Below are 26,648 nucleotides of genomic sequence, written 5' to 3'. Positions count from 1 at the left end.
GTTGCGCGCGTCACGTTATCCGCCGCTGGCGCTGGGGGCGGGGTTGACGGGTGTGCTCGCCCCGGCGCTGGGGGCGGGTGTGCCGGAGGGGTTGGCCGACGGCGTGGTGCCGTTGGCGCCCTTCTGGGCGTTCTGGAACTTGCTCATGGCCGCGTCGAGGGCGGACAGGGCTTCACCGTATTTCGCGAAGTCGCCGGACTGCTGGGCGGTCTTCACGTTCTGGATGGCCGTGTCGAGTTCGGAGGCGGCTTGGGCGAGTTCGGTCGGCAGGGTGGCCGGCGGGGCGCCGCCGGTGTTACCCGTGTTGCCGGTGTTGCCCGGGTTACCGGTGCCGGCGTTGTTGCCTGCCTGTTTGCCCTGGTTGGCAAGGGCTTGCAGGCCGGATTTGAGGTTGTCGGCGAGGACCACGTAGGTGCCGCCGTCGCCGTACGACATCAGGATCTTCTGCAGCAACGGGGCCGCGGTTTCCTGGTTGCCGGTCTTCACGTAGACCGGCTCGACGTACAGGATGCCGCTTTCCACCGGCAGCGAGATCAGGTTGCCGTAGAGGACCTGGGCCTGGCTGTTGTTCGTCGACAGCAGGCTCAGCTGCTGTCTGACCGCGGCGTTGTTGGTCATCTTCTGATGGACCTGCACCGGGCCGGGGATGACCGTCTGGTCGGGTAATTCGAGCACTTGCAAGGTCGGCTGGTTGTTGACGTAGGAGCCGGAGACCAACGCCGCCAGGTTTTCCCGGTTGAACGGGGTGACCGCGGCGGTCAGTTGGAACCTCGTGTCGTCCTGCTCGGGCAGTTTGAGGTTCAGGTAGTACGGCGGCTGCTTGACGTTGCTCGACGGCGCGTCCGGCGCGTTCGGCACCTGCCAGAAGTCCTGGCCGGAGAAGAACGCCCGCGGGTCGGTGACGTGGAACTTGGTCAGCAGGTTGCGCTGCACCTTGAAGAGGTCCTGCGGGTAACGGAAGTGCGCCGCGAGCGAGGGCGGGATCTCCGCCTTCGGGACGATCAGGTCGCCGCCGAACGCCTTGTTCCAGGCCTTGAGGACCGGGTCCTTGTCGTCGAACTGGTACAGCTTGACCGTGCCGTCGTACGCGTCGACGGTGGCCTTCACCGAGTTGCGCATGTAGTTGACGTCGTCGCGGGCGAGGGCGAACTGCCCCTGCCCGGTCAGTTCGTCCTTGGTCTCGTTGGCCAGGTTGATCTTCTGGGAGTACGGGTAGCTCTGCGACGTCGTGTATCCGTCGAGGATCCACACGATCCGGCCGTCGACGGCGGCCGGGTACGGGTCGCCGTCGATGGTCAGGAAGGGCGCGACCTTCTCGACCCGGGAGCGCGGATCACGGATGTACATCAGCTTCGACTTGGAGTTGACCGCGTCGGAGAGCAGGAAGTTGCTCTCGGTCATCTTCACCGAGAAGACCAACCGGCGGAAGAACGAGCCGATCGCGACGCCGCCCTTGCCGTCGTAGGTGTAGAGCTCCTCGGCGTTGTTGTTGCTGACCTGCGGCCGGTCGAACTCGACGTTGCGGGCCTTGTCCTCCTGGCCGACGATCGCGTATTCGGTGGACTGCTCACCGAAGTAGATGCGCGGCTGCTGGACCGGGATCTGGTCGGTCGCCGACGAACAGTTCGCCTGCCGGTCGTCACCGAGGAAGCCGGAGACGAAGTACGGCAGACCACCGCAGACGACCTGGTTGGCGGGCGCCGCCACGAGGCCGTAGCCGTGCGTGTAGACGGTGTGCCGGTTGATCCAGTTGCGCTGCTGCGGGGTCAGCTTGTCGTCGTTGATCTCCCGGGCGCCGACCACGTAGTCGGAGGTCGTGTTGCCGACCGTGTAGCGGTCGACGTCGAGCTTCTTGCCGAAGTCGTAGAAGCCGCGGGACTGCTGCGACTGGGTGAACGCCTGCGACACCAGCTGCGGGTCGACGAGCCGGGCGTTCTGCGCGCTGGTGTCGCTGCTCAGCCCTTCCTGCGGGGTCACGTTGTTGGCCTGATACTGCGCGATCTTCGTGGTGTTCAACCCGAACGCGTCGCGGGTCGCGTTGATCGACCGCTGGATGTACGGCGCTTCCTTGTCGGCGAGGCTGGGCTTGACCGAGAAGCTCTGCACGGCCAGCGGGTAGATGCCGCCGATCGCGACGGCCGAGATGGCCAGCAGCGCCAGCGAGATGCCCGGCCACACCAGGTTTCGCATGCCCGCGTTGGAGAAGATGATGATCGCGATGGCCACCACGATGGAGATGTACGCGAGGATCTCCTTGGCCGGGAGCAGCGCGTTGACGTCGGTGTAGCCGGCGCCGTACAACCCCGGGGATACGTGCTGCTCGAGCAGCAGGGCACGCCTGTCGAGAACGTACGCCACCGCTTTGAGCAGCACGAAGACCGCGACCAACGTGGTCAGGTGGGCCCGCGCGGCGGTCGTCATCCGGTCGCCGACGCCCTGCAGGCGCACGCCGCCGAAGATGTAGTGGACGGCGAGCGAGCCGAGCACCGAGAGCACGACCGCGGTGAAGGCGACGCCGAGGAGGTAGCGCCAGAGCGGGTATTCGAAGACGTAGAACCCGATGTCCACCTTGAACTGCGGGTCGGTGACGCCGAACGGCTGGGCGTTCTGGAAGAGCATCCAGTCTTTCCAGCGGCCTTGGGCGGACAGGCCGGCGAAGAAACCGATGATCACGCAGAGTACGGAGATCCAGGTGCCCAGGCGCGGGCCGATCACCATGCGGTAGCGCTCGAGCGTCGCCTGTTCGGCCGAGTGCGGCCGGAGCAGGGGGCGCAATCGGTACGCCAGGTAGAGGTTGGCGCCGATGATCAGTGCCACGGCCAGGCCGATGACCAGGAAAAGAAGCAGTCGAGTAATCAGTACGCCGGAGAAGACGTTGACGAAATCCACCTCATGGAACCAGAGGTAGTCCGTATAGGCGTCGATTCCCCAACCGAGCAGCGTGAATAGAAGGAAGACCCCGACCAGGACGCCGACAGTGACGCGACCGCGCCGGCTCATCCTCGGTAGCGGACTGTTACGCATCACCAACGTGGGCTCCACACATCATTTGGGCGGCGGTGTCTCACATTACGACATCTGTCAGGACGCTGAGCAGGGCTTCGGGGTGCCGCCGGAGGTGAACGTCTTGAGCGCGGTGAGCGCGTCGTCCACGGTGGCCACCTCGGCCATCGGGAGTCCGTCGACCGCGTTCTTGAGGGCCTCGGCGCAGTTGTCCTTCGGCACCAGGAACAGTTGAGCGCCGGCGCTCTTGGCGCCGACCAGCTTCTGCGGGATGCCACCGATCGGTCCGACGTTGCCTTCGTCGTCGATGGTGCCGGTCCCGGCGATGATCTTGCCGCCGGTCAGATCCGCCGGCTCGAGCTTGTCCATGATCCCGAGGGTGAACATGAGGCCGGCGCTCGGTCCGCCGATCTTGTCAAGATCAATCTTGATCTTGAACGGGTACGGCTGTTTCTTCTCGATCTCGATGCCGAGGCGCGGGGTCTTGTCGTCACCCGTCGCCTTGGTCGTGATCCGGGCGGTGCCGGCCTTGCCCGCACGGGTGTAGGCGACCGTGAACGTGGTGCCGACCGACTTGCCGCGGACCACGTCGGTCAGCTTGCCGGGATCGGTGATCTTGGTGTCGTCGACGGCGGTGAGCACGTCACCGGCCTCGAGCAGCCCGGTCGCCGCGCCGCCCGCGGTCACGTTCTTGACCACGGTCTGCACCGGGTAGCCGAGCTTGGTCAGGGCCACCGTGACCGCGCTGTTCTGCGACTCGGTCCACTCCTGCGCGTTCTGCGCCTCGACCTGCTTCTCGGTGGTGTCGGGCGGGTAGATCAAGGCGCGCGGCACGACCGCGTCCTTGTGGCTGAACCACCCGCTGATCGCCCACACCAGCTCCACCTGCGACTGCACGTTCACCGTGGTCAGCCGCAGCTGACCGGCCGAGGTCGAGGTCTTCGCGTCCGTCACCTGGATCACCTCGGCGCCGTTGCTGGAACCAAGGGTGTTCACCGTGGGCCCCGGCTTCAGCACGACGTACGGCAGGGGGGCAGCCATGACACCGACTGCCAGCAGCGCGGTGAGCAGGGCGCCGAGGATGACGGTGACACCGCGACGTCTCATGCGCGTGAGACTATCGCCCTACCCTGAGTTCTCTCTGAGCTGACTCCGCCCTAGGTCCGAAGCGGGCGTTTCGCGCGTACGGTTGACACGTGCCTGATATCCCGTTCGGCTTCTCACTGCCGGGCGCCCAGCCGCCCGACCCCTCCGACCCGCAGCAGATGCAGCAGTTCATGGCCCAGCTGCAGCAGATGTTCGCCGGTGGCCCCGACAACGGTCCGGTCAACTGGGACCTCGCCCGGCAGGTCGCGGCAAGTCAGCTGGCCGGCTCCGGCGACCCGGCCGTGACCATGTATGAGCGCCATCATGTCGAGGAGGCCCTCCGCCTCGCCGACCTGTGGCTCGACCCTGTCTCCGCGCTGCCGAGCGGCATTCGGGTCGCCGCCGCGTGGAACCGCAACGAGTGGATCTTCAACACTCTCGAGGTCTGGAAGAAGCTCTGCGATCCGATCGCCGGGCGGATGGTCGGCGCGATGGGCGACCTCGTGCCCGACGAGGCGAAAGCCCAGCTCGGCCCGATGCAGTCGATGGTGGCCACGCTCGGTGGCGCGCTCTTCGGCGGCCAGCTCGGGCAGGCGCTGGGTCAGCTCGCCGCCGAGGTGCTCTCGGCGGGCGACATCGGCCTCCCGCTCGGACCGACCGGCACGGCCGCGTTGGTCCCGGCCAACATCAAGGCGTACGGCGAGGGCCTGGAGCTTCCGGAAGACCAGGTCCGGCTGTACGTGGCTCTGCGCGAGGCCGCCCACCAGCGCCTTTTCGGGCATGTCCCGTGGCTGCGGGCACACGTGCTGACCGCCGTCGAGACCTACGCGAACGGCATCACGGTCAACCGTGAGGCGATCGAGGAGGCGATGAGCCGCGTCGACCCGAGCGATCCCGAGTCGATGCAGGCCATGGCCCTCGAAGGCATCTTCACGCCGGAGGACACGCCGCAGCAGAAGGCGAGTCTGGCCCGCCTCGAGACGGCGCTCGCGCTGATCGAGGGCTGGGTCGGCCACGTCGTCGACTCGGCTGTCGCCGACCGCCTGCCGAGTGTCGCCTCGCTGGCCGAGGCGTTCCGCCGGCGCCGGGCCGCCGGTGGCCCGGCCGAGCAGACCTTCGCCGCGCTGGTCGGCCTCGAGCTGCGCCCGCGTCGTCTGCGGGAGGCCGGCGCGCTGTGGTCGGCGGTCACCGAGCAGCGGGGCATCCAGGGCCGGGACGCTCTCTGGGGTCACCCCGACCTGCTGCCGACCGACGAGGACTTCGCCGACCCGCAGGTCTTCGCCCAGGGCAGCAGCGAGTGGGACATCAGCGAGCTCGACGACCTCGACAAGGGTCCCGAGGAGAAATAGCTCAACCGCCCAGGAGGGCTCGGGTGTTCTCCCAGCCTTCCAGGGCGGGGTCGAGCGTGGCCAGCTCGGCGGCCCCGCGAAGCCGGCGCCACTCCGGGGTGGAGCCGACGTCGCCCGGGCGCGGCGCGGTCTTGCGCAGGAGCTGAGCGGAAGCGCTGTCGAGCTCGCAGTCGACCAGCCACTCGGGCACCGGCAGCCCGGCAGCCACGCCCATCAGGCCGTTTCCAGGGCCGCCCGGGGCAACCGTCACCGCTTTGCCGTCGAGCGGCTGGAGCAGTTTCCCGAGGATCATCCCGGGCATGTCGGGCGCGTCGGCCGCGATGACAGCGGCCTGGTCGAAGCCGTCGGCGGCGGCCGCGGCCAGGACCGGCAGATAGGTCGCGGACGGCACCTCGTAGATCCGCATGCCCGGCCAGGCGATCTCCTCGGCCAGTGCCCGGTCGCCGGCGGTGGCGGCGATGGCCGCCTCGGCCTGGGCGAGCCGCGCCAGCAGGTCGACCACGTCCTCGGCGAGAGCGGAGCGCCAGGCCCGCTGATCAACCCCGGGCGGACTCCACGTCACCGGGACCAGAAGCGCCGCAACAACCCGTCGGACCACGGGCCAACCCTAGTCGTCGCTGAGAACCAGGCCGGTGGCGGCGGAGATGCCCTCGAGGTAGCCGCGGGCGCGCTCGGCCTTGGGGAAGCGGCTCACCAGCTCCCAGAAGTCGGCGCTGTGGCTGGGCACGACCAGGTGGGACAACTCGTGCAACAGCACGTAGTCGATCACCCAGTCGGGCATCTCCTGAATGCGGTGGGAGATGCGGATCGTGCCGTCGTCGGGAGTGCAGGAGCCCCAGCGCCCGTTCTGATTGGTCACCCAGCGAACGCTTGCCGGGGCCACCCGGTGCGCGTGATCGCCCAGGTAGCGGCTGGTCAGGCGGCGGGCCCGGGCCAGCAATTCGTCGTCGGTGCGGCGGATGCGTTCCTCGCGGGCCGCAAGCCGGGCGAGCATCCGCTCGACCCACTCCGTCTCCTCGGCCCGGGAGAACCGGTCGGGGATGAGGACGACCACGCGCTCGCCGTCTCGATATGCGGACACCGTCCGACGCCGGCGCTGGCTGCGCCGCACTTCGACGACAGGCTTACGCGTCCGGGCCATTACCGGCTCGCGCGGCCCGGATTCGGGTTCACGTTGAGACGCTAAACCGTGAGACCCATGTCACCGCAAGGGTACGGCCGATGACACGCGCCGGATATGTGCGCTTGCTCCCGGTATAACCGAAAAAATTTTCCGGGCCGCAACATCCGCACGGATTTGCCAACCTAGCGCACGTCACGATGCTGACAAAACGCGTGGAAAGTCCGCTTTGATCACGTTTGCCGGTAATTCTCGGCGTGTTTAGGCGGAACTTCGCGAAAAGGGCGTTTTCTCCCGGCACACTCACGACGGCGGCGACACCGCCGGCGCCGTACCGACTTGACCGGCCAGACATGGAATGGGCCGGACATGGGTAGTGACGGCCACTGGCGGGAGGCCACACATCCACGTGGCCGGGAGGGCCAGCGACAAGCTGCGAAAGCCCGGCCGACGACACGACTAGGAGGAACCGTGGCCGACAACACGTACAACGGCTACTGCGTGAAGTGCAAGGAGAAGCGCGACTTCCAGGGCACCGTGGAGGTCTCGAAGACCGGCATGAACATGGCCAAGGGCAAGTGCCCGGTCTGTGGCACGACCGTGAACCGGATCCTCGGCAAGGCGAAGGCCTGATTCACGCTTACGGGTAGAGCGGTGCCAGGGGTGCCGCTCTACCCATAACCGTGTCGGAGCCGACACGTTGAGTAATCTGTGGACGACCGGCAGAGCCTGTGGATAACTAGCTCGTAGCTGTGGACAACCCGTTCCGCGGGCGCGCCGGCCCTGTGGACAACCAATTCACTCCGCATGCCGTCGGTGACACGCTGTCACCGTGAACCGTCCCACCCTCATCCCCGGCCTGCCTCGGCTCTGGCGTGGCCCCGCCGAGCTGCAGATCGGTTCCGACCCGGCTCGGGCCCTGCTGCTCCAGCTTCCCGACCGCCGGGTCGCCCAGGTCCTCGACCTGCTCGACGGCACCCGATCGGAGCGTCTGGTCGTGCTCCGCGCCGCCGAGCTCGGCGTCCCGGCCGACGAGTGCCGTTCCCTGTTGGCGACGTTGCAGCAGGCCGGCCTCGTCCTGCCCCGGTCGGCGCTGTTGCCGAAGGGCCGGACCGACCATCTCACCGGCGAGGCCGCCGCTCTCGCGCTGCGCGACTCCGGTCCGCCGGCCGACGTCCTGCGCCGCCGCCAGACCGCCCAGGTGGTTCTCGCCGGTCAGGGCCGGCTCGCCGCCGGCATCGCGGTGACGCTGGTCGAGGCCGGCGTGGGGCACGTGCACCCCGACGTGGCCGGCGCGGTCCGGCCGGGCGAGCTGGCCGGCGGCCCACTTCGCGCGTCCGACGTCGGGCGGCCCCGGCGGGCCGCGATCAGTGACGCGATATCCCGCGTGACCGGCCCGACCGGCGGTCGGCAGGGCCCCGCCGACCTGGTCGTCCAGTTCGACCACGACCAGCCCGTCAACCTGCTCGCCGCCGCCATGGCCGCCCGCCGGCAGGCTCATCTGACCGTTACCATCCGCGAGGGCGCGGTGGTGATCGGCCCGCTCGTGCCGGCGTCCGGGCAGCCGTGCCTCAACTGTCTCGACCTGCACCGTAAAGATCGCGACTCGACCTGGCCCGGCCCGCCGGCGACCGCGTCCGTTCCGGAGCCCTGCGCGGTCACCACACTGCTGGCCGCCACCGCGTTCGCGGCCGGGGAGGTGCTGGCCTTCCTCGACGGTGGCCGGCCGCCGACCGCCGGCGCCACGATCGAGCTCACCAGTCCCGGCCGTGTCCGCCGACGCACCTGGCCCGCGCACCCGTCTTGCCCCTGCGCCCGGCAATGACTTATCCGATCTTTTTGCCCATAAGCGGGCGAAGGCCACGCAGGCAGGCGGACGCTCGGCGAACCGTCGGTCACAATGATCTGGTGACCGACATTCCACGTCGTGCTGCCTCCCGCACCGCGAAGCTGGCCGCGCTGCCCCTGGGCTTCGCCGGGCGCGCCGCCCTGGGGCTCGGCAAGCGCGCGGTCGGCATCGCCTCCGACGTCATCGCGACCGACATCCAGCAGCGCACGGCCGAGCAACTGTTCAGCGTCCTCGGCCAGCTCAAGGGCGGAGCGATGAAGTTCGGCCAGGCGCTGTCGGTCTTCGAGGCCGCCATGCCCGAAGAGATGGCCGGCCCCTATCGGCAGGCCCTCAACAAGCTTCAGGAGGCCGCGCCGCCGATGCCGGTGGCCAGCCTGCACAAGGCGCTCGCCGAGCAGTTGGGCCCGGACTGGCGCGACAAGTTCGCCGAGTTCGACGACGTCCCGGCCGCCGCCGCGAGCATCGGCCAGGTGCACCGCGCGCTGTGGAAACTGCCCCCGGCCCGCAAGAACGCGAAGCCCAAGACCATCCCGGTCGCGGTCAAGGTGCAATACCCGGGAGCCGGCGACGCGCTGCTGGCCGACCTGAAGCAGCTGTCCCTGCTGGCCGGCATGTTCAAGATCATCCAGCCCGGCATGGACATCAAGCCGCTGCTGGCCGAGCTGCGTGAGCGCATCACCGAGGAGCTCGACTACGCGATGGAGGCCGAGACCCAGACGGCCTTCGCCGACGCGTTCGCCGGCGACGAAGAGATCTTCGTCCCGCGGGTGATCGCCTCGGCCGAGCGCGTGCTGATCACCGAGTGGGTCGAGGGCACCCCGCTGGCCCGGGTGATCAGCGAGGGCACCCGGGAGGAGCGCGACGAGGCCGGGCGACTCATGGCCACCCTGCACTTCTCGGCGCCGGCCCGGGCCGGCCTGCTGCACGCCGACCCGCACCCCGGCAACTTCCGCATGCTGCCCGACGGCCGGCTCGCCGTGATCGACTTCGGCGCCGTGGCCCGTCTTCCCGACGGGCATCCCGAGCTGATCGGCCGGCTGGTGCGGCTCGCCCTGGCCGGCGAGGCCGAGGCGGTCGTCGACGGGCTGCGCGAGGAGGGCTTCATCAAGCCCGACGACGAGGTCGACGCCGAGGCGGTGCTGACTTTCCTGCGGCCGATGATCGAGCCGTTGGCCGTCGACGAATTCCAGTTCACCCGCTCCTGGCTGCGTGGCGAGGCGACCCGGCTGACCAGCCCACGCTCCCCGGCTTACCAGTTGAGTCGCAAGCTCAACCTGCCGCCGTCCTACCTGATGATCCACCGAGTCACCCTGGGATCGATCGGGGTGCTGTGCCAGCTCGAAGCCGAGGCGCCCTACCGCGCGATCGTCGAGAAGTGGCTTCCGGGGTTTGCGCCGGTCGCCTGACCAACACGGGGCCGACCATGATTCGATGAGGGGCATGGATGCCACCGGCCACATCGACGACCTTGGAAGCTTCATCGCGGCCTCGCCCAGTTCGTACCATGCGGCGGCCGAGGTGGCCCGCCGGCTGGACGACGCGGGTTATGCCACCCTCGACGAGAGGTCCGACTGGCACGAGATCGTGCGGCCGGGAGCCAAACTCGTGCTGGTTCGCGACGGTGCGGTGATCGCGCTGGCGCTGCCCGCCCAGGCCGGCCCGGCCACCCCGTTCCGCATCCTCGGCGCGCATACCGATTCGCCGACGTTCAAGCTGAAGCCGAAGCCGGCACTCACCTCGAACGGCTGGCTCCAGGCCGGCGTCGAGGTCTACGGCGGGCCGATCATCGCTTCCTGGTTCGACCGCGAACTGGAGTTCGCGGGCCGCCTGGTCGACCGGGACGGCATCGTCCATCTGGTGCGCACCGGCGCGTTCGCCCGCATCCCGCACCTGGCCGTCCACCTGGATCGCGAGGTCAACACCGGGTTCACCCCCGACAAACAGCGCGACACCCAGCCGATCTTCGGGGTGTCCGGACCCGACGTGCTCACCCACCTGGCCCATCTGGCCGGCCTGTCCTCGGCTCACGACGTGGGCGGCTTCGACGTGGTGACCGTCGACTCGACACCCGCCGCCCGGTTCGGTGCCGACGATTCGCTGTTCGCCGCGGCCCGTCTGGACAACCTGTCGTCGGTGCACGCCGGCCTGACCGCACTGCTGCGCGCGGCGCCCGGTCCGGCGATCGCGGTGCTGGCCGCCTTCGACCACGAGGAGATCGGCTCGGAAAGCCGGTCCGGCGCGGCCGGCCCGCTGCTCGCGACGGTTCTGGAGCGCGTCTCGTCGGCGCTCGGCGGCACCCGCGACGACCTGGCCCGAGCGATCTTCGCCTCGTGGCACCTGTCAGCCGACGCCGGTCACGCCGTGCACCCCAACCGGCCGGAACGCCACGACCCGGCCAACCGCCCGATCGCGGGTGGCGGCCCACTTCTGAAGATCAACGCCAACCAGCGCTACACGACCGACGCGATCGGCGCCGCGCTGTGGGCCCGCACCTGCGACAAGGCGGGTGTGCCGTTCCAGGAGTTCGTTTCCAACAACGCGGTTCCGTGCGGCTCCACCATCGGCCCGATCACCGCGACCCGCCTGGGGATCCCGACGCTGGACGTGGGCACGCCGGTGCTGTCGATGCACTCGGCCCGGGAGTTGTGCCACGTGGCCGACCCCGGCCGCCTGTCCGCCGCCGCCGAGGTCTTCTTCACCGGCCTGCCGTAGACGTGAAGAAAGGCCCGTCCGCGTCGAACGCGGACGGGCCTTCAACTCATTTCAGCAATCAGAAGCGACCGCCGCCGAGTTCGCGGGAAGCCCGGTGCTGAGCTCGCATGGCTACCAGGCGAGCGGGGCGGTGCGCCTCAGGTGTGAAGTCACGCTGAGGCCGAGGCATTCGAGCCCTGGAGAGCGCTTCTTGGATAAGTCTCATCTTGCTGGCTCCACTCGTGTTCATTTCGTTCTCAGCTTTCGGTTGATGGCCTGATGGCCGTCGGGGAGGGACAGTTCTCAGGCCGCGAGGCGGACCTGGTTGCGGGAGTCGAGACCGTTCGCGGCGAGCCGCTCCTCGACCTCCACGGCGAGCTCGGCGTCGCGAGCCACGTCCGCCTTACGCGGACGGCCACGCGGCCGCTTGCGGGGAACCACGGCTCCACGCTCGAAGATCTCGCCGCCCCAGACACCCCAGGGCTCGTTCCGCTCGACCGCACCGGCGAGGCACTCGACGCGCAGCGGGCACTCCCCGCAGAGCGACTTGGCCAGCTCCAGCTGGGCCGGGGAGTCCGAGAACCACAGGTCCGGGTCGAACTTCCGGCAGGGCAGGTTTGCCTCGATGTCGACGCTCACGTCGATCGGGGCCAGCGCCAGACTCATAAAGCCCGGTCACCTCTCTCTTTTTCAGCGATCTTCTGGATCGTCGGGTGTTACACCGACCGGTGAGCCGGCAAAAAATTAAGGCCGCGGGACCCTGTAAGGGTTCCGCGGCCTCGAGGTGAGCCGGAGGTCTGATTAATCAGACCGGCCTTCCTCGAGGCGGGACACCGCTGCCACCATCCGCGTAGCGCTTCGTGGAGACTTTGGAGCCCTTGAACCCAGTGGTGGTGCCATTGGTGCCATTGATCCCGTCGGTGCGCAGCAGGGCCATGGCCAGCTCGGCCTGGACCTGGACCTGGTGCACCCGCGAAACCGGAGCCCGCTCGGCGGCAAGAATCGCCATCGGTCGGACGGCCTCGGCCGGGACCCAAGCCCGCTCAGCGGCCGGCGCCACGGGGGCCACCGGCAACAGAGCGGACGGAGCGCAGGCAAGGGTCAGCGGCATCGACAGACTCGTCATCGTGTAGATCTCCATCGTTGCCACCTCCTCCATTCGCATTGCGCTCGTAGTTCGTTTTACGTGCTCAGCCACCCGGTAGAGCAGGACGCCCCGCAAGGTGTGCACTGAGGCTAAGCCTCTCGCGCAAGCGAGGGCAAACGAATTAACGGACTAGTTTTCAAAGTTTTTTTACGAGGCCGTGTCGGGTGTGGTGCCGCCCACGAGAGCAAAGACCGCGGCGCCGTACTGGCCGAGCTTGCGCGGCCCGATCCCGGCGATCGCCAGCAACTCGGCCGGTGACGACGGCCGGCGCTCGGCCAGGGCCACCAGCGTCGCATCGGTGAACACGACATAAGCAGGAACTTTGAGCTCGGCCGCGGTCGCCGAACGCCACTCGGTGAGGCGGTCGAGCAGGTCCTGATCGAGGTCGGAGGGGCACGTCGGGCAGCGCCCCAGCTTGCGATCGGCGCCGGCCAGCAGGGTGGCCCCGCAGATGCGGCAGGAGGACACCTGAGAGCGCCTACGGTCGGGTTTGCGACTGCGGTCGGCGGCACCCGCCCGTTCGGTCGGTGAATGCCGCTCCAGCTGCGGCAGGAAGCGGCACGGACGGCGCGCCCGGCCGCCGCCGGACCGTGTCTGGCCGTAGGAGAGCCACAGCCACTCGCGGGCCCGGGTCACCCCGACGTAGAGCAGCCGGCGCTCCTCCTCGAGCTGGTCGGGCGTCTTCGCGTACGTCGTCGGAAGAGTGCCGTCGGCGAGGCCCACCAGGAAGACCGCATCCCATTCGAGGCCCTTGGCTGCGTGCAGTGAGGCGAGCGTCACACCGGACAGGGTCGGGGCATGCTGCTGCTCGGCGCGGCGAGCCAGCTCGTCGTTGAAAGCGGACAGCGTGACGTCCCGTTGCACGGCACCGGCCTGCCCGATCGGCAGGAGTGCGGGTGCTTTCTCATATTCCTCGGCCAGCGTGACCAGCGCCGCGAGCGCCTCCCACTGCTCGCGCGCCGCACCGCCGGTCGGGGGTTGCCCGCGCGCCCAGCCGGTCGCGGCGAGCGCATCGACCACCGCGGTCACCAGCGGGGTCTCGCCGGGCGTGGACCGCACAGCCGCACGCAACGCGATCATCGCCTGCCGGACCTCGGGCCGTTCGAAGAACCGCTCGGCGCCACGCACCATGTAGGGCACCTGGGCCTCGGCGAGCGCCTCCTCATAGGCCTCGGACTGGGCGTTGATGCGGAACAGCACAGCGATCTCGCTGGCCGGCGTGCCGGCGGCGATCAGCTCGCGGCACCGGCGGGCCACCGCGGCGGCCTCCCCGGCCTCGTCGGGGAAGATCTTCAGTTCGGGCTCGGCGCCGGGCGGGCGCTGGCCGACGAGTTCGAGGCGGAGCCGGGCCTCGTTGCCGCGCGCCTGCCGGATGACCGCGTTGGCGAGGCCGACCACCTGCGGGGTCGAGCGATAGTCACGGACCAGCCGGACCACCACGGCCGCACGCCGCTGCCGGGCGAAGTCGATCAGGTAGCCCGAGGTGGCACCGGTGAACGAATAGATCGTCTGGCTCGCGTCGCCGACCACTGTGAGATCGTCGCGACCACCCAGCCAGGCGTCGAGCAGGCGCTGCTGGAGCGGGTTGACGTCCTGATATTCGTCGACCACGAAATGCCTGTACTGCGCGCGGATCTCGTCGGCCACGTCGGCGTGTTCCTCGATGCCCCACACGACGGCACGCAGCATGTCCTCGAAGTCGATCACGCCCTGGCGCCGCTTGAGGGTCTCGTAGGCGGCGAAGACCTCGGCGACCCTGGCCGGCTCGTGCGGCGGCTCCCGGTGCGCTTTGGTGGCGGCCACCGCGTACTCCGCGGGCTCGACGAGCGACGACTTGGCCCACTCGATCTCGCCGGCCAGGTCCCGGGCGCCGGTGCGGTCGGCGCGCACGCCGGCCTTGGCGGCGGCGAGACCGATCAGCCGCACCTTCGACTCGACCAGCTCGGGCACCGCCCGGCCATCGAGCAAGCGGGGCGCGAAATAGCGCAACTGGCGCAAGGCGGCAGCGTGGAAGGTGCGCGCCTGCACGCCGGTCGCCCCGAGCGCTCCGAGCCGGGCCCGCATCTCGGCGGCGGCTCGGGCGGTGAACGTCACGGCCAGCACGTGCCGGGGGCTGATCTCGCCGGTGAGGGTCCGGTAAGCGATGCGGTGGGTGATCGCCCGGGTCTTGCCGGTGCCCGCGCCCGCGAGGATGCAGACCGGCCCGGCCGGGGCGGTCACCGCCGTCCGCTGCTCGGGGTCGAGCCCGGCCAGCACCGCATCACTCAGCACGTCGGGAATCATGGCACTCCGGTCCGACGTTATGTCGCAGGGCGGAGTGCCATGTGACCCAGCCGAGAGGATCCTGACCGATGTTGACCATGTATTCGACGTCCTGGTGTGGTTACTGCCACCGACTCAAGTCGCAGCTGGACCGGGAGGGCATCGCCTATGACGTCGTCGACATCGAACAGGACGAGGTGTCGGCCGAGTTCGTGCAGAGCGTCAACGGCGGTAACCGGACCGTTCCGACCCTGAAGTTCGACGACGGTTCGGCGCTGACGAACCCGTCGATCATCCAGGTCAAGGAACACCTCGCGGCTCTCGCCGCGTAACCCCTGCAAGATCAGGACCCCGCTCACGTACGTCGTGAGCGGGGTCTTCGTCTTCACGCCGGAACGAGGGCCGACACCTTCTCCTCGGCCTCCGCGACGATCGCGTCGAGTTCCTCGTCACCGAGTGCCAACTCGTCCGCGATCGACGCGAAGAGCAGCAGGTGCACGGCCACCAGGACGTCGCCGGGAAGGTCGCCGACCGGGACGATCTCGCCGAGCGCGTGGCGCACGAGCATCTCGGCGTCGAGTGCCGGCAGCCCCGCCGCCGCGTGTTCGTGCACCGCCGTCGCCACGGTGCGGCTGATCTCGGCGAGCGGCGAGTCCGGTTCGAAGCGACGTCGCACCACAAGACCGAAAGCGATCTCCCACACCTGTCGGGCCGCGTCGTCCACCGCACCGGTGGGCGCACCGAACCGGGCCGGCGCGTCGTCCCGCGCGGCCCGCCGCAGGTAACGCCCGGCCTCGGTGGAGATCTCGCCGGCCCGGTATTCCGTGCCGTGCGGCAGTTGTCCGGAGAGCGCCCCGACGGTGTGCTCCGCGCTCGGCTCCGGCGCGGCCGTCCCGGCATCCGGTGCCGACCGGCGGCGGCCTCGGCCCGCGCGCTCCGGCTCAGCCGGGTCCAGCCGGGGCTGCGCGCCGGCGCCCTCCGGCTGTCCCTGCGCGGGGCGACGCCGGCCCCGCTCGGCCGGCGGTTCCGCCGCTGCGGAGCGACGGTTCCCCTCCGCGTCCCAGTGCGGATCGGCCTCGGCCGGCGGGATCGACCGGCGGCGGCCGTTGCTCGCGCCGGGCGCCGGCTCCTCGATCGCGTCGGCCGCGAGCGACGGTGCCGCGGGAGTGGGCTGGAGTGATCGGCGACGGCCCCCGGCCACTGTCGGCGACGTACCGGCGGTGTCGCTCAGCTGCTCCCGGATCGCGGCGGTGCTTTGCGTGGAACGGCGACGGTTCTTGCTCACATCGACCTCCGGCCGACGACACGGTTGCGCGGACGGTCGAAGCGGGCCACCCGCTTCTCGGCCTGGTCGACCAGCGCGAACAGCTCGGCCGCGGGCACGCCGGGCGGCCGGGTCAGGTCGCCGATCACGTGGCAGATCAGCTCGAAGCGGCGCAGCTCGGGCACCCCGTGCGCCAGTTCCGGCTCGCCGATGGCCCCGCGGATCATCGCCTCGGCCTGGCGGGCGAGCTCGCCCCCGGCCGGCAGCGTCTGATATTCGAGCAGGTCGCGGACGTACCGCGTGACATCTCGCGGATCACGGCCGACGAAACTGCGGCGGACCGCCACGGTGAACAGCTCGCGCAGCAGGCGGACGGCTCGTGGTGAGTCGTTGAGACGAGACAGCGACCGCGCCGGGCGCTCCTCCCCCATTGCCTCGAGGATGAGCCGGCCCGCCGCGGTCGCTGCTTTGTCTAATGTCCCGGTTTGCCCCACATGCGGACTCTAACCGGTGAAAGGGCCCTACGGGATGAGAGCCGGAATGCTGGAGTCGAGCAGACCCCGCTCCTTGAGAGCGCCGTAGAGCGGCGTGGTCTCCGGGTAGTGGCCCCAGGCGTGGTCGCCGCTGCCGTCGCCCTCGGGGCAGTGGCCGAGCAGCTGCTTCTGCACCGGGTTGAGGCCGTCGAACCACTCCTGCTGCGGCAGGCCGGCGGTGTCGTCACGACCGGCGATCCAGCGCGGGGTGTAGCCGAAGAACGCGCCCATGCGGGTGACGGGCGAGTAGTTGTCGGAGCGGGCGTGCCAGATGCGCCGGTCGAAGACGACCAGGTCACCCGGGTTGGCGGTGATCTGGGTGGCACCCTCGGGCTGCGGCCACGGCACGCCACGGCTCGGCGGGCCGGGGAGCCAGTTGGTCTTGTGGCTGCCCGGGATCACCGTGAAGTTGCCGCGACCGGTCTCGCTCACGTCGGAGAACCAGAACGCCAGCTTCACCGAGAACATCGGGCGGGGGTCGGTCTCGATCTCCCGGTTCTGGCGGCCACCGTCCTGGTGCCAGTGCCACCACTCCTTCTGCTTCTCGTGGATCTGCGGGTGCACGTCCACGTGGGAGTGGTAGATGTGAATGTTCCACCCCAGCAGCGACCAGATGTACTTGAACGCGGTCGGGTGGTCGATCAGGTAGGCAAGCTCGGGGACCGAGGTCACCGCGGAGAGCTGGTGCAGGGCGCCGGTCGCGTTGAGCCCGTGACCGCCGGGCTCCTGAGCCCGCTCGTACGCGCCCTGGATCGCCCTCTGCCCCTTCTCGATCTCGCTCTCGCTGAGCACCCCGGGCACGACGAGGATGCCATCCCGGTCGAACGTGGCACGCTCGTCCTCCGTCATGGAGGTCCATGCGGGCGCTTCCACCTGCGTCATCGAATATCCACCTCTCGGTCTTTGTCTTTCGAGACGCGGTCGAGGCCCGTTTTGGTTACTCCGGAAGCAGAAAACTTCTCTACTTCGAGCAATATCGATCCGTTATCGGCCGAAACCGCCCAACCAAGTCTCAATCAGGTAGAACGCGATAGAGGATCGCATAGGAAGGCTCATCTTGATGCCCGTATCGGCGTGAACGAAATCGCCGGCGATCATCTTGGCCACGTCGTCGCGCGTGAACCAGTGGGCTTCGTCGATCTCCTCGGGGTCGAGGTGGATCGGCGCGTCGGGATCGGCGGTGGCGTGGAAGCCCAGCATCAGCGAGCCGGGGAACGGCCAGGACTGACTTCCGGCGTACGTCAGCGCGGAGAGCCCGATGCCCACCTCCTCGGCCACCTCGCGCCAGACCGCCGCCTCGGCCGACTCGCCCGGCTCGACGTAACCGGCCAGGCAGGAGAAGCGGCGCACCCCGTCGGGCGCGGTGCCCCAGGTGGCGTTGTGCCCGAGCAGACACCGCCCGGCCGGCCCGTCGGCGCCGTCATGCACCAGCACGATCATCGCCGGGTCGGTGCGCGGCCACATCGTGTTGCCCTCGGCGTCCTTACGCGCCCAACCGGCCTCGACCACCTCGGTGGGCAGACCGGTACGCGGCGAGAACTGGTGGCTGGCGTGCCAGTTGCCGAGCGCGGCCGCGGTCGTGAACAGCCCCGCGTCCCGATCGTCGAGCAGGTGCCCGACGTCCCGAAGACTGGCCGCCCGGGTGCCCTCGACCTCGGGCAACGGCCCCGCCACCGTCCAGAGCGGGGTGCCGTCCGGGTCGACCCCGAGGAACCAGTGCTCGCTGCCCGGCACCTCGGCCGCCGGCCTCAGCACCAGTCCGGCCCCGCCGTCCGGCCGGTCGGCGACCAGGGCCCGGCCGCCCTTGGTCAGGTCGACGACGAGCACCTGACCACGCGTCCAGGCGTCGGCCAACCAGGCGTCGTCGCGCCGGCGCAGCGCCGACCGGTCGAGGGTGCTGCGGGCCAGCGGCGGAACGTCACTGGCGAACTCCGGCGGGATGGTCACGCGGGCTCGATCGTGGTCAGCGCCGCCAGGGGCGCCTGAATCCGAGCGGCGTCGCCGAGCACGACGGTGACCGCCCGGGACGGAGCCATGAACTCGGCCGCCGCCGCGGCCACCTGGTCGAGCGTCGCGCCGGCCAGGGCCGCCGAGTGCTCACGCAGGTGTTCCAGGCGCAGGCCGAAGCTCGCGTACATGCTCGCCAGCCCGGCCAGACCGGCCTGGGTCGACATGCCCAGTCGCAGGGTGCCGAGAGCGTAGCGGCGGGCCTGCTCGAGCTCCTCCTCGCGGGGCGGCAGACTGGCGATCCGGCCCAACTCGTAGAGCGTCTCGAGCAGGGACGGGCCGGTCACCTCGGTGGCGACCTCGGCCGCCACCATCAGGGCCGAGCCGGCCAGGTAGTGCTCGATCGAGGTGTGCGGGCCGTACGTGTAGCCCTTGTCCTCCCGAATGTTCTCCACCCAGCGGGACGAGAAGTAGCCACCGAAGATCAGGTTGGCCAGCTGAAGCGGTGCGTAGCTCGGGTCGGTGCGCGGCACCGCGGGCAGGGCCATCCGCAGCGAGGACTGCACCGAGCCGGGCCGGTCCACCAGCAGCAGCGGGCCGGGCTCGAGAGCCGGGGCGGCGGGCAGGTTCTCGTCGCGGCCGGGGCCGGTCCAGCTGCCGAGCGCCTTCTCGGCGGCGTCGATCGCCTTCTCCGGGTTGATGTCGCCGACCAGCACCAGCACGGCACCGGTCGGGCTCACCCGGTCGGCGTGCAGGCTGCGCAGTCCGGCCGGCCGGACGGCCCGGATCTGCTCGGGCTCGGGGGTCTGCACCGCGTACGGGTGGCTGCCGTACATGCGCTTGAGCAGGGCGGTGCGGGCCAGATGAGCCGGCTGCTGGAGTGCCACCTGGAGGTGGTCGACGAGGCGGTCGCGCTCGGTGACCACCTCCTGCTTGGGGTAGGCCGGGTCGGTGAGCACCGCGGCCAGGATCTCCAGCATCCGGTCGAGCCCGCCGGCCAGCGCGTTGCCGGTGACCAGCAGCCGGTCGGGGTCGAGGCCGGCGGACAGCCCGCCGCCGACCTTCTGCAGCTCGGCCGCGATGTCGACGCTCGACATCGTGCCGGTGCCGGTGAACAGCGATTGGGACAGCAGGGTGGCCCGGGGCAGCGGAGCCTTGCTGAACGGCACCCGCAACCGCACCTCGACCAGCGGCACCGAGGTGCGCCGGATGGCGATCACGGTCAGCCCGCTGGGCAGCGTGCGCTCGACCTCTTTGGGCAACTTGAGCTTGGCGTCGGGGACCAGGTCGGGCAGGGTCTTGGTGCTCATGCGGCAGCTCCGGGAAGGACCTCGACGGTGGCGCGCTGATCGGGGCGCAGGGTGGCCGCGGCGGTGACGATCTGGGCCTCGGTGACCTCACCGATGAGTTTCGGCAGATCGTTGAGCAGCCCCGGGTTCCCGCGCTGGAGCTCGAGCACGGCCATCGGCAGCGCCCGGCCGAGCACCGCGTCGGTGTCGCGCAGCAGATGGGTGGCGATACGAGCCTGGGTGCGCTCGAGCTCGCCCGGGGTGAGGCCGTCGTGGACCAGCCGGTCGAGCTCCTCGTCGACCGTGCGCAGGACCTTCTCGGAGTCACCGCCGGGCGGCATGTGCGCCTGCAGCAGAAGAGCGGTCGGATTGCGTACGCCGAACTCGTCGCCCATGAAGCCGATGTAGCCGCCGATGCTGGTGACCGAGCGGTCACGCTGGACCAGCCGCTCGACCAGCCGGGACGCCTCGCCATCGGTGAGCACCTCGGCGAGCACCACGAACGGCAGGTAGTCGGCGAAGTCGCCGATCGGGTCAGGCACCCGCCAGGCGCTGGCCACGCCGCCGATCGGGGCGAGCCGGTCGGTGTAGGTGTCGCGGCGCTCGGCGGTCAGGCCGGGCTCGTCGAAATCCGGCAACTTGGGCGCCGGCCGGGCCGGTACGTCGCCGAAGTGCCGCTGGATCATCGCGGTCGCCTGGGCCACGTCGAAGTCACCGGCCACGGCGAGGGTGGCGTTGCCGGCCGCGTAGTAGCGGTCGAAGAAGGCCTTGGCGTCGTCGACCGTGGCGCTCTCGAGGTCACCGAACGAGCCGTAGCCGTCGTGCGCGTTGGGGAACGTCTCGAACATCACCGGTGGCAGCTTGAGCCAGGGGAACCCGCCGTAGGGCCGGTTGAGGACGTTTACCCGGATCTCTTCCTTGACCACGTCGATCTGGTTGAGCAGGTTCTCCTCGGTCAGCCGCGGGCCGCGCATGCGGTCGGCCTCGAGGAAGAGCGCCCGTTCCAGGGCGCCGGCCGGCAGCACCTCGAAATAGTCGGTGTAGTCGAGGTGGGTGGAGCCGTTGAAGGTGCCCCCGGCCCCCTGCACGTGGCGGAAGTGGGCGAGTTTCTCCAGGTTTTCCGAACCCTGGAACATCAGGTGCTCGAACAGGTGGGCGAAGCCGGTGCGCCCCTCGGGCTCGGACCGGATGCCGACGTCGTAGACGACGGCCACCCCCACCACCGGAGCGCTGCGGTCGGGCGTGAGCACGACCCGCAAGCCGTTCTCCAGCGTGAAGCGTTCGACCGGGTACTTCGTTGCGGGGATTTTTCTGCTGCGCGCCACGACCTGACATTAGCGCGCTCCGTGTATCCGGTCGCGACGGCAGGTCACCAAGCCGGACATCACCCGCCCGAGTCCCGCCATGCGGATCGGGCCTTGACCTACCACTCCTATCTCATCCATTATTCCCATCCATCAGATAGAGAAAGCAGAGTTTCGAACGGGGAGACCGGAGAGGAGGGCCAGATCGTGTACGTGTCGGCACGCACCGATTACGCCGTCCGGGCCATGCTCGCCATCACGGTTGAGCACCCGCACCTGGTCAAGGCCGCCGGCCTGGCCGCCACCCAGGACATCCCGCTGAGCTTCCTGCAGGGAATTCTCCTCGACCTCCGCCGGGCCGGCCTGCTGCACAGCCACCGCGGAGTCGACGGGGGCTACGCACTCGCCCGCCCCGCCACGGAGATCACGGTCGGTGACGTCGTCCGGGCCGTCGGCGGCGCGCTGACCACCGTCCGCGGGCTCCCCACCAACAACACCAGCTACCACGGCGCGGCCTACGGGCTTCGCGACGTGTGGGTGGCCGTCGAGGAAGCCATCGAGGGCGTCGTCGACCACAGGACCATGGCCGAGCTGTCCCGACTCGCCAAGGCGCACGACACCGTCCCGATCAAGAACTAAGAACCACCAAACGCCCCGATAAAAACTGAGAACTAGGAGTGAGATGAGCTCCCCCACCTTTCCGCAGCTGGGCGCCGGGTTGCCGCGACGGCGTGTGTTCGCCATCGCCGGCGCTCTGCTGACCGCGTCCGCCCTCGCGGCCTGCGGTGACGACGACGAGGACGGCGCTCCCACCACGTCCGCGTCCGGTGGCGCCGAAGCGGGCACGATCCGGCTCGGCTACTTCCCGAACATCACCCACGCGCCCGCTCTCGTCGGCGTCGACAAGGGCCTCTTCGCCGAGGCGCTGGGCAGCACCAAGCTCGACGCGAAGACCTTCAACGCCGGCCCGGCCGCGATCGAGGCACTGATCTCCGGCGCCATCGACGCCACCTACATCGGCCCGAACCCGGCGATCAACAGCTGGGCGCAGTCCAAGGGCCGGTCCTTGAAGATCATCGCGGGCAGCACCTCGGGCGGGGCCGGTCTGGTGGTCAAGCCGGCCATCAACGGCCCGGCCGACCTCAAGGGCAAGAAGATCGCCACGCCGCAGCTGGGCAACACCCAGGACGTGGCACTGCGCGCCTGGCTCAAGTCGAACAACCTCACCGCGAACGCCCAGGGCGGCGGCGACGTCTCCGTCCTCCCGCAGGACAACGCCACCTCGTTGCAGGCCTTCCAGCAGGGCTCGATCGACGGCGCCTGGCTGCCGGAGCCGTTCCTGAGCCGGTTCCAGCTCGAGGCCGGCGCCAAGCTGCTGGTCAACGAGAAGGACCTGTGGACCAGCACGAGCGGCCAGTTCGTCACCACCCACCTGATCGTCAGCCAGGACTTCCTGAAGAAGTCGCCGGGGACGGTCACCAAGCTGATCCAGGGGCACCTGAAGGCGCTCGAGTTCATCAAGTCCAACGACGCCGACGCGCAGAAGGCGGCCAACGCCCAGATCGCGGCACTCAGCGGTAAGCCGCTGAAGGACAACGTGCTCGCGGCCGCGTTCAAGAACCTCACGTTCACCGCCGACCCGATCGCCGCGTCGCTGTACACCAGCGCCAAGCACGCCGAGGAGGTCGGACTGCTCAAGTCCGTCGACCTCAAGGGCATCTACGACCTCAACGCGCTGAACCAGCTGCTGACCACGGCCGGCCAGCCGACGGTCAGCGACGCTGCGGCCTGATCCGAGCAGGGAGAGCCAGTGAGCCTTGTTGAAACCCAGACCCCGCGGCCGGTGACCGGCCGCGGGGACGCGGTCGTCCGCCTAGAGAACGTCTCCAAGCAGTACGGGTCCGGCAGCAACGCCCTGCTCGCCCTGGACCGCATCTCGCTGACCGTCCGGCAGGGCGAGTTCGTCTGCCTGCTGGGCGCCTCCGGCTGCGGCAAGAGCACGCTGCTCTCGCTGGTTGCCGGGCTCGACAAGATCACCGGCGGCACCCTGGACATCGGCGGCCGGCACGTCTCGCTGATGTTCCAGGAAGCCGCCCTGTTCCCCTGGCTCTCGGTGGCCGGCAACGTCGAGCTGCCGCTGCGCCTGCAGGGGGTCGGCAAGGCCGAACGGCGCAAGCGCGCCGAGGAACTGCTGGAGATCGTGCGACTCAGCGGCTTCGGCCACAAGCGGCCGCACGAGCTCTCCGGCGGCATGCGCCAGCGTGTGGCCCTGGCCCGCGCCCTCGCCCAGAACGCCGACATCCTGCTGATGGACGAGCCGTTCGGCGCGCTCGACGCGATGACCCGCGACATCCTGCACGACGAACTCGAGCGGATCTGGCGGGAACAGAAGTTGACCGTGCTGTTCGTGACGCACAACGTGCGCGAGGCGGTCCGGCTCGGCGACCGGGTGATCCTGCTCAGCAGCCGCCCCGGCAAGGTGATCGAGGACTACCCGATCACCCACGAGCGCCCCCGGCGCATCGACTCGCCCGAGGTCTCCGGCCAGGCCGCCGAGATCACCGACCGGCTCCGCGCGGAGGTCGCCCGCCATGCCAATTAAGTACCCCTCCGCACGCGCCGGCCTGGACGGCGTCAGTGGCGAGACCGCGACCCCGCGGACCCCGGCGAAGGTCGGCGTGAACCCCGAGGGCAGCGAGGTCTCCGGCCTCGACGCGCTCGAGCTCGGCCCGCAGACCGACCGGGGGACGCTCGGCCGGCGGATCTGGCGCAACACCTGGCCCAAGCTGATGGCCATCGCCATCGTGGTGCTTCTCTGGCAGATCGTGGTGTGGTCGAAATGGAAGCCCGACTACGTGCTGCCCGGCCCCGGCACCGTCTTCGGTGACCTGGGTGACGTCCTCAAGACCGGCGACTTCTGGGACGGCGTGCTGCTCACCCTGCGCCGGGCCGTCACCGGCTTCGGGCTGGCCGTACTGATCGGCACCGTCGTCGGCGCCGCGGTGTCCCGGTTCGCGCCGCTGCGGGCCGCGATCGGCTCGCTGATCACCGGCCTGCAGACGATGCCGTCGATCATGTGGTTCCCGCTGGCGATCCTGCTGTTCCAGATCAGCGAGAGCGCCATCATGTTCGTGGTCATCATCGGCGCCGCCCCGTCCGTGGCGAACGGCCTGATCAGCGGCATCGACTACGTCCCGCGCACGTGGCTGCGGGTCGGCCAGGTGCTCGGCATGAAGGGCTTCGCGAAATACCGGCACCTGATCCTGCCGGCGTCGCTGCCGTCGTTCATCTCCGGGCTCAAGCAGGGCTGGGCGTTCTCCTGGCGCAGCCTGATGGCCGGCGAGCTGCTGGTCATCGTGCCGGGGGCGCTGTCCATCGGCGTACGCATGCAGCAGGCCCGGGACCTGTCCGACTCGAGCCTGGTGATCTGCTACATCATCGTCGTACTCGTCATCGGCATTTTCATCGACGTCTTGTTCAACGCGGCCGACAACGCGTTGCGCAAGCGGTGGGGCCTCACGGGCTCCTGACCGATTTGAAGACGTCGTCGATCACGTAGTCGAACTGCTTGTGGGTCCCCGGGATGGAGACGTAGAGGACGGCCGCCGAGGGCTTGCCGACATCGATGACCGCCACCGCCGAGAGCTCGTCGGTGGCGGTCAGCCCCTCGGAACGGAAGTGCAACCGGAACTCGTTCACGTAGGCCGGCTTCCCGCCCAGCGTGGTCATCCCGTCCCGCATCGTCTCCATGGTGTTGGGCTGCGGGTAGTACTCCGCGCGCACATCCGCGGCCACCTGCCGGCCCACGCATTCGAGGTCGACGATCCCGCCGTCGTTGTCGGTGGCCGGCACCGCCGCGGACAGGATCGACGCGTGATATTGCCCGCCGCTGTAGGTCTCGGTCACGAAGTGCTGGCCGACCTTGTACGGCACCTCGAGCGTCCCGGCCCGCCAGACGGTGTTCCACGGCTCCCAGGGAGCTCCGTAGGTCTTGTACGAGATGCCGGCGTCGGGATCGACCGTCCGCGCGCCTGATTCCGGCGGCTGAACGCTCGGTGCCTGGGTGGGCGCCGCACTCGGGGACGCGTTGGGCGGCGGGCAGGCCCGGGCCAGCGGCGGCCGCACGTCGGCGGGACCGGCGGCCTTGCGGCTGAACGGGTTCGTCGACGACGAGAAGACCAGCACCAGGATGACCGTCAGACCGATCGCCAGGATGCCGCCGGCGATGCCCGCGAAGATCAGCATCTGCCTGCGGCGCCGTTGCGGCCCGGTCGGCTCCGGTTTCGGCGCGGACGGCGGCGGATCAGTCGGCGGGGGCGTGGCCGGCGGCGGGCCGGGCGCCGTGACCATGCCCGACGACAGGCTCCCGCCCGGCTGTTGCCAGGAGAAGGTCGGCTCGGACATGGGTTCCAGTGAACACCACGATCGTCGCTATCGCGTCACGGCGTCAACCGGCGAGTGGCACCGACGCGTACCACGGGGTGAAGACGACCACGAGCACCAGGGCCAGGCCGACGAACGAAACCCCGAGCACGAACCCGAGCTCACGGCGGGCTGTCGTGGTGCGCATGCGGATCCCCCCAGGGCGGTGCACAGCGAACTGGTGCACAGGAAATTTGCGTCACCGAGTAAGACGCTGGGAAGCTCGAACTGGTTGCACCCGGCCCAGCAGATCTTCAGGATGTTCCGCTACCGTCTGCCCATGGAACTCGTGTATCCCCCGGTCATCGTCCTAGCCAAGACGATGTTCCGCGCACTCGACATGCGAATCGAGATCGATGGGGCCGAGCACATCCCGACCGACGGCGGGGCAGTGCTGGCGAGCAACCACGTGAGCTACCTCGACTTCACCCTCTGCGGTCTCGCCGCCCAGCCGTCCAAGCGGCTGGTCCGGTTCATGGCGAAGAAGCAGGTCTTCGACCACAAGATCAGCGGCCCGCTGATGCGCGGCATGCGGCACATCCCGGTCGATCGTGACGCCGGTGCCGCCTCGTTCCGGGCGGCCACCAACGCCCTGAAGAACGGCGAGGTGGTCGGGGTCTTCCCGGAGGCGACGATCAGTGAGTCGTTCACCGTCAAGGAGCTGAAATCGGGTGCGGTCCGGCTGGCCCGCACGGCCAAGGTGCCGCTGATCCCGATCGTGGTCTGGGGTCCGCACCGGCTGTGGACCAAGGGCCGCAAGAAGGAACTCACCAAACGGCACGTGCCGGTGATCATCAAGGTCGGCGAGGCCATCGAGATCCCCAAGGGTGTCTCGCCCGACGCGTTGACGGTCACGTTGCGTGAACGGCTCAGCGAACTGCTCGACGCCGCGCAGAAGGCGTACCCGGACAAGCCGGCCGGCCCGGACGATCGCTGGTGGCTGCCCGCGCACATGGGTGGCACGGCGCCGCTGCCGGAGGCAGCGGCCGTCTAGGGTCTCGGCCGGGGAAAGCAAACGGCGTCGCAGCCCTATCGGGATGCGACGCCGCTCTCGTTTTAACGCTGAACCTGGATCAGATCGCGCGGATGTTGGCGGCCTGCGGGCCCTTCTGGCCCTGGGTCACCTCGAACTCCACCCGCTGGTTCTCCTCCAGGCTGCGGTAACCCGACATCTGGATTGCGGAGAAGTGGGCGAAGACGTCGGCGCCGCCGTCGTCGGGGGTGATGAACCCGAAGCCCTTGTCCGCGTTGAACCACTTCACAACGCCGGTAACCATGCTCGTCTCCTCGACGGTCAATCCGCTCCCGGCCATTATGGACGGGAGCGTGGTAGTAAAACTCGGATTTCCCGAGTCTCGTGTCGCCGTACTGATCGCCCGTAC

27 protein-coding genes are annotated in these 26,648 nt (G+C 69.4%); 11 read left to right on the top strand and 16 right to left on the bottom strand.

What is annotated here, in order from left to right:
• Nucleotides 1–15: 15 nt before the first annotated feature.
• A complete protein-coding gene (locus Afe05nite_RS03040) occupies nt 16–3,000 on the bottom strand; it encodes a UPF0182 family membrane protein (RefSeq protein ID WP_203815394.1) in 2,985 nt (994 codons plus the stop codon).
• Between the two features lie 81 nt (nt 3,001–3,081).
• Entirely contained in the window at nt 3,082–4,110 is a 1,029-nt protein-coding gene (locus Afe05nite_RS03035; protein ID WP_203815393.1) for a YlbL family protein, read from the bottom strand.
• An 89-nt stretch (nt 4,111–4,199) separates the two neighbouring features.
• On the opposite strand from Afe05nite_RS03035, the gene Afe05nite_RS03030 reads away from it, so the two are divergent.
• Nucleotides 4,200–5,438 carry a zinc-dependent metalloprotease gene (locus tag Afe05nite_RS03030; RefSeq protein ID WP_203815392.1) on the top strand — a complete coding sequence of 413 codons (1,239 nt, stop codon included), beginning with the start codon at nt 4,200–4,202 and terminating at the stop codon, nt 5,436–5,438.
• A gap of 1 nt (nt 5,439) precedes the next feature.
• Here the strand turns inward: Afe05nite_RS03030 and Afe05nite_RS03025 are convergent, their stop codons facing one another.
• Both Afe05nite_RS03025 and Afe05nite_RS03020 read right to left on the bottom strand, forming a co-directional pair.
• Nucleotides 5,440–6,036, bottom strand: a complete 597-nt coding sequence (locus Afe05nite_RS03025) for a hypothetical protein (RefSeq protein ID WP_203815391.1) — start codon at nt 6,034–6,036, stop codon at nt 5,440–5,442.
• A gap of 9 nt (nt 6,037–6,045) precedes the next feature.
• Nucleotides 6,046–6,579 carry a M48 metallopeptidase family protein gene (locus Afe05nite_RS03020; RefSeq protein ID WP_203815390.1) on the bottom strand — a complete coding sequence of 178 codons (534 nt, stop codon included), beginning with the start codon at nt 6,577–6,579 and terminating at the stop codon, nt 6,046–6,048.
• A gap of 450 nt (nt 6,580–7,029) precedes the next feature.
• Between Afe05nite_RS03020 and Afe05nite_RS03015 the strand changes: the two genes are divergently transcribed.
• From Afe05nite_RS03015 to Afe05nite_RS03000, 4 genes are all read left to right on the top strand, one after another.
• Complete coding sequence (locus Afe05nite_RS03015; RefSeq protein ID WP_015625326.1) at nt 7,030–7,191, top strand: DUF5679 domain-containing protein; 162 nt, start codon at nt 7,030–7,032, stop codon at nt 7,189–7,191.
• Between the two features lie 199 nt (nt 7,192–7,390).
• On the top strand, nt 7,391–8,383 hold the full coding sequence (locus Afe05nite_RS03010; RefSeq protein WP_203815389.1) for a ubiquitin-activating E1 family protein: 993 nt from the start codon (nt 7,391–7,393) through the stop codon (nt 8,381–8,383).
• Nucleotides 8,384–8,466: 83 nt separating this feature from the next.
• Nucleotides 8,467–9,813: an ABC1 kinase family protein gene (locus tag Afe05nite_RS03005; RefSeq protein ID WP_203815388.1), complete on the top strand. Its 1,347-nt coding sequence runs from the start codon at nt 8,467–8,469 to the stop codon at nt 9,811–9,813.
• A 25-nt stretch (nt 9,814–9,838) separates the two neighbouring features.
• On the top strand, nt 9,839–11,119 hold the full coding sequence (locus tag Afe05nite_RS03000; RefSeq protein WP_239117507.1) for a M18 family aminopeptidase: 1,281 nt from the start codon (nt 9,839–9,841) through the stop codon (nt 11,117–11,119).
• A 282-nt stretch (nt 11,120–11,401) separates the two neighbouring features.
• Here Afe05nite_RS03000 and Afe05nite_RS02995 read toward each other — a convergent pair whose 3' ends face one another.
• The 3 genes from Afe05nite_RS02995 to Afe05nite_RS02985 all read right to left on the bottom strand — a co-directional run bounded on the left by Afe05nite_RS02995 (nt 11,402) and on the right by Afe05nite_RS02985 (nt 14,516).
• Complete coding sequence (locus Afe05nite_RS02995; protein ID WP_203815387.1) at nt 11,402–11,764, bottom strand: WhiB family transcriptional regulator; 363 nt, start codon at nt 11,762–11,764, stop codon at nt 11,402–11,404.
• 139 nt (nt 11,765–11,903) lie between these two features.
• Nucleotides 11,904–12,239: a hypothetical protein gene (locus tag Afe05nite_RS02990; RefSeq protein WP_203815386.1), complete on the bottom strand. Its 336-nt coding sequence runs from the start codon at nt 12,237–12,239 to the stop codon at nt 11,904–11,906.
• Nucleotides 12,240–12,392: 153 nt separating this feature from the next.
• Nucleotides 12,393–14,516, bottom strand: coding sequence for an ATP-dependent DNA helicase UvrD2 (locus tag Afe05nite_RS02985; protein WP_438867482.1), 2,124 nt, complete (start codon nt 14,514–14,516; stop codon nt 12,393–12,395).
• Between the two features lie 80 nt (nt 14,517–14,596).
• Here Afe05nite_RS02985 and Afe05nite_RS02980 point away from each other — a divergent pair, with 80 nt between their 5' ends.
• Entirely contained in the window at nt 14,597–14,839 is a 243-nt protein-coding gene (locus Afe05nite_RS02980) for a mycoredoxin (RefSeq protein ID WP_203815384.1), read from the top strand.
• A gap of 53 nt (nt 14,840–14,892) precedes the next feature.
• Here Afe05nite_RS02980 and Afe05nite_RS02975 read toward each other — a convergent pair whose 3' ends face one another.
• The 6 genes from Afe05nite_RS02975 to Afe05nite_RS02950 all read right to left on the bottom strand — a co-directional run bounded on the left by Afe05nite_RS02975 (nt 14,893) and on the right by Afe05nite_RS02950 (nt 20,865).
• Nucleotides 14,893–15,792 (bottom strand): hypothetical protein, encoded by a 900-nt coding sequence (locus Afe05nite_RS02975; RefSeq protein WP_203815383.1) that lies wholly within the window; start codon nt 15,790–15,792, stop codon nt 14,893–14,895.
• Nucleotides 15,789–16,202: a hypothetical protein gene (locus Afe05nite_RS02970; protein ID WP_203815382.1), complete on the bottom strand. Its 414-nt coding sequence runs from the start codon at nt 16,200–16,202 to the stop codon at nt 15,789–15,791. Before Afe05nite_RS02970 ends, Afe05nite_RS02975 begins: the two co-directional genes overlap by 4 nt.
• Nucleotides 16,203–16,292: 90 nt before the next feature.
• Nucleotides 16,293–17,186, bottom strand: coding sequence for a phytanoyl-CoA dioxygenase family protein (locus Afe05nite_RS02965; RefSeq protein ID WP_203815381.1), 894 nt, complete (start codon nt 17,184–17,186; stop codon nt 16,293–16,295).
• A gap of 102 nt (nt 17,187–17,288) precedes the next feature.
• Nucleotides 17,289–18,251, bottom strand: coding sequence for an NAD(+) diphosphatase (gene nudC, locus Afe05nite_RS02960; RefSeq protein ID WP_239117506.1), 963 nt, complete (start codon nt 18,249–18,251; stop codon nt 17,289–17,291).
• On the bottom strand, nt 18,248–19,561 hold the full coding sequence (locus Afe05nite_RS02955; RefSeq protein ID WP_203815380.1) for a M16 family metallopeptidase: 1,314 nt from the start codon (nt 19,559–19,561) through the stop codon (nt 18,248–18,250). The genes nudC and Afe05nite_RS02955 overlap by 4 nt, the downstream gene beginning before the upstream one ends.
• Nucleotides 19,558–20,865, bottom strand: a complete 1,308-nt coding sequence (locus tag Afe05nite_RS02950; RefSeq protein WP_203815379.1) for a M16 family metallopeptidase — start codon at nt 20,863–20,865, stop codon at nt 19,558–19,560. The genes Afe05nite_RS02955 and Afe05nite_RS02950 overlap by 4 nt, the downstream gene beginning before the upstream one ends.
• Nucleotides 20,866–21,051: 186 nt before the next feature.
• Between Afe05nite_RS02950 and Afe05nite_RS02945 the strand changes: the two genes are divergently transcribed.
• The 4 genes from Afe05nite_RS02945 to Afe05nite_RS02930 are packed head-to-tail and all read left to right on the top strand — an operon-like array spanning nt 21,052 to nt 24,374.
• Complete coding sequence (locus Afe05nite_RS02945) at nt 21,052–21,483, top strand: RrF2 family transcriptional regulator (protein WP_203815378.1); 432 nt, start codon at nt 21,052–21,054, stop codon at nt 21,481–21,483.
• A 43-nt stretch (nt 21,484–21,526) separates the two neighbouring features.
• Nucleotides 21,527–22,636, top strand: coding sequence for an ABC transporter substrate-binding protein (locus Afe05nite_RS02940; protein WP_203815377.1), 1,110 nt, complete (start codon nt 21,527–21,529; stop codon nt 22,634–22,636).
• A gap of 18 nt (nt 22,637–22,654) precedes the next feature.
• Nucleotides 22,655–23,446, top strand: coding sequence for an ABC transporter ATP-binding protein (locus Afe05nite_RS02935; RefSeq protein ID WP_438867477.1), 792 nt, complete (start codon nt 22,655–22,657; stop codon nt 23,444–23,446).
• Complete coding sequence (locus Afe05nite_RS02930; protein ID WP_203815376.1) at nt 23,436–24,374, top strand: ABC transporter permease; 939 nt, start codon at nt 23,436–23,438, stop codon at nt 24,372–24,374. The genes Afe05nite_RS02935 and Afe05nite_RS02930 overlap by 11 nt, the downstream gene beginning before the upstream one ends.
• Here Afe05nite_RS02930 and Afe05nite_RS02925 read toward each other — a convergent pair.
• Nucleotides 24,361–25,248: a hypothetical protein gene (locus tag Afe05nite_RS02925; protein ID WP_203815375.1), complete on the bottom strand. Its 888-nt coding sequence runs from the start codon at nt 25,246–25,248 to the stop codon at nt 24,361–24,363. The genes Afe05nite_RS02930 and Afe05nite_RS02925 overlap by 14 nt on opposite strands.
• A gap of 43 nt (nt 25,249–25,291) precedes the next feature.
• The gene (locus tag Afe05nite_RS44455; protein ID WP_275407437.1) at nt 25,292–25,414 is read right to left on the bottom strand and encodes a hypothetical protein; all 123 of its coding nucleotides are present in this window, start codon (nt 25,412–25,414) and stop codon (nt 25,292–25,294) included.
• 132 nt (nt 25,415–25,546) lie between these two features.
• On the opposite strand from Afe05nite_RS44455, the gene Afe05nite_RS02920 reads away from it, so the two are divergent.
• Nucleotides 25,547–26,260, top strand: coding sequence for a lysophospholipid acyltransferase family protein (locus Afe05nite_RS02920; protein ID WP_438867474.1), 714 nt, complete (start codon nt 25,547–25,549; stop codon nt 26,258–26,260).
• A gap of 79 nt (nt 26,261–26,339) precedes the next feature.
• Here Afe05nite_RS02920 and cspE read toward each other — a convergent pair whose 3' ends face one another.
• Entirely contained in the window at nt 26,340–26,543 is a 204-nt protein-coding gene (gene cspE / locus Afe05nite_RS02915; protein ID WP_203815374.1) for a transcription antiterminator/RNA stability regulator CspE, read from the bottom strand.
• Between the last annotated feature and the right edge of the window lie 105 nt (nt 26,544–26,648).

This window comes from Paractinoplanes ferrugineus (assembly GCF_016862195.1).
GTDB lineage: Bacteria > Actinomycetota > Actinomycetes > Mycobacteriales > Micromonosporaceae > Actinoplanes > Actinoplanes ferrugineus.
This window is presented reverse-complemented; position numbering and strand designations above follow the sequence as displayed.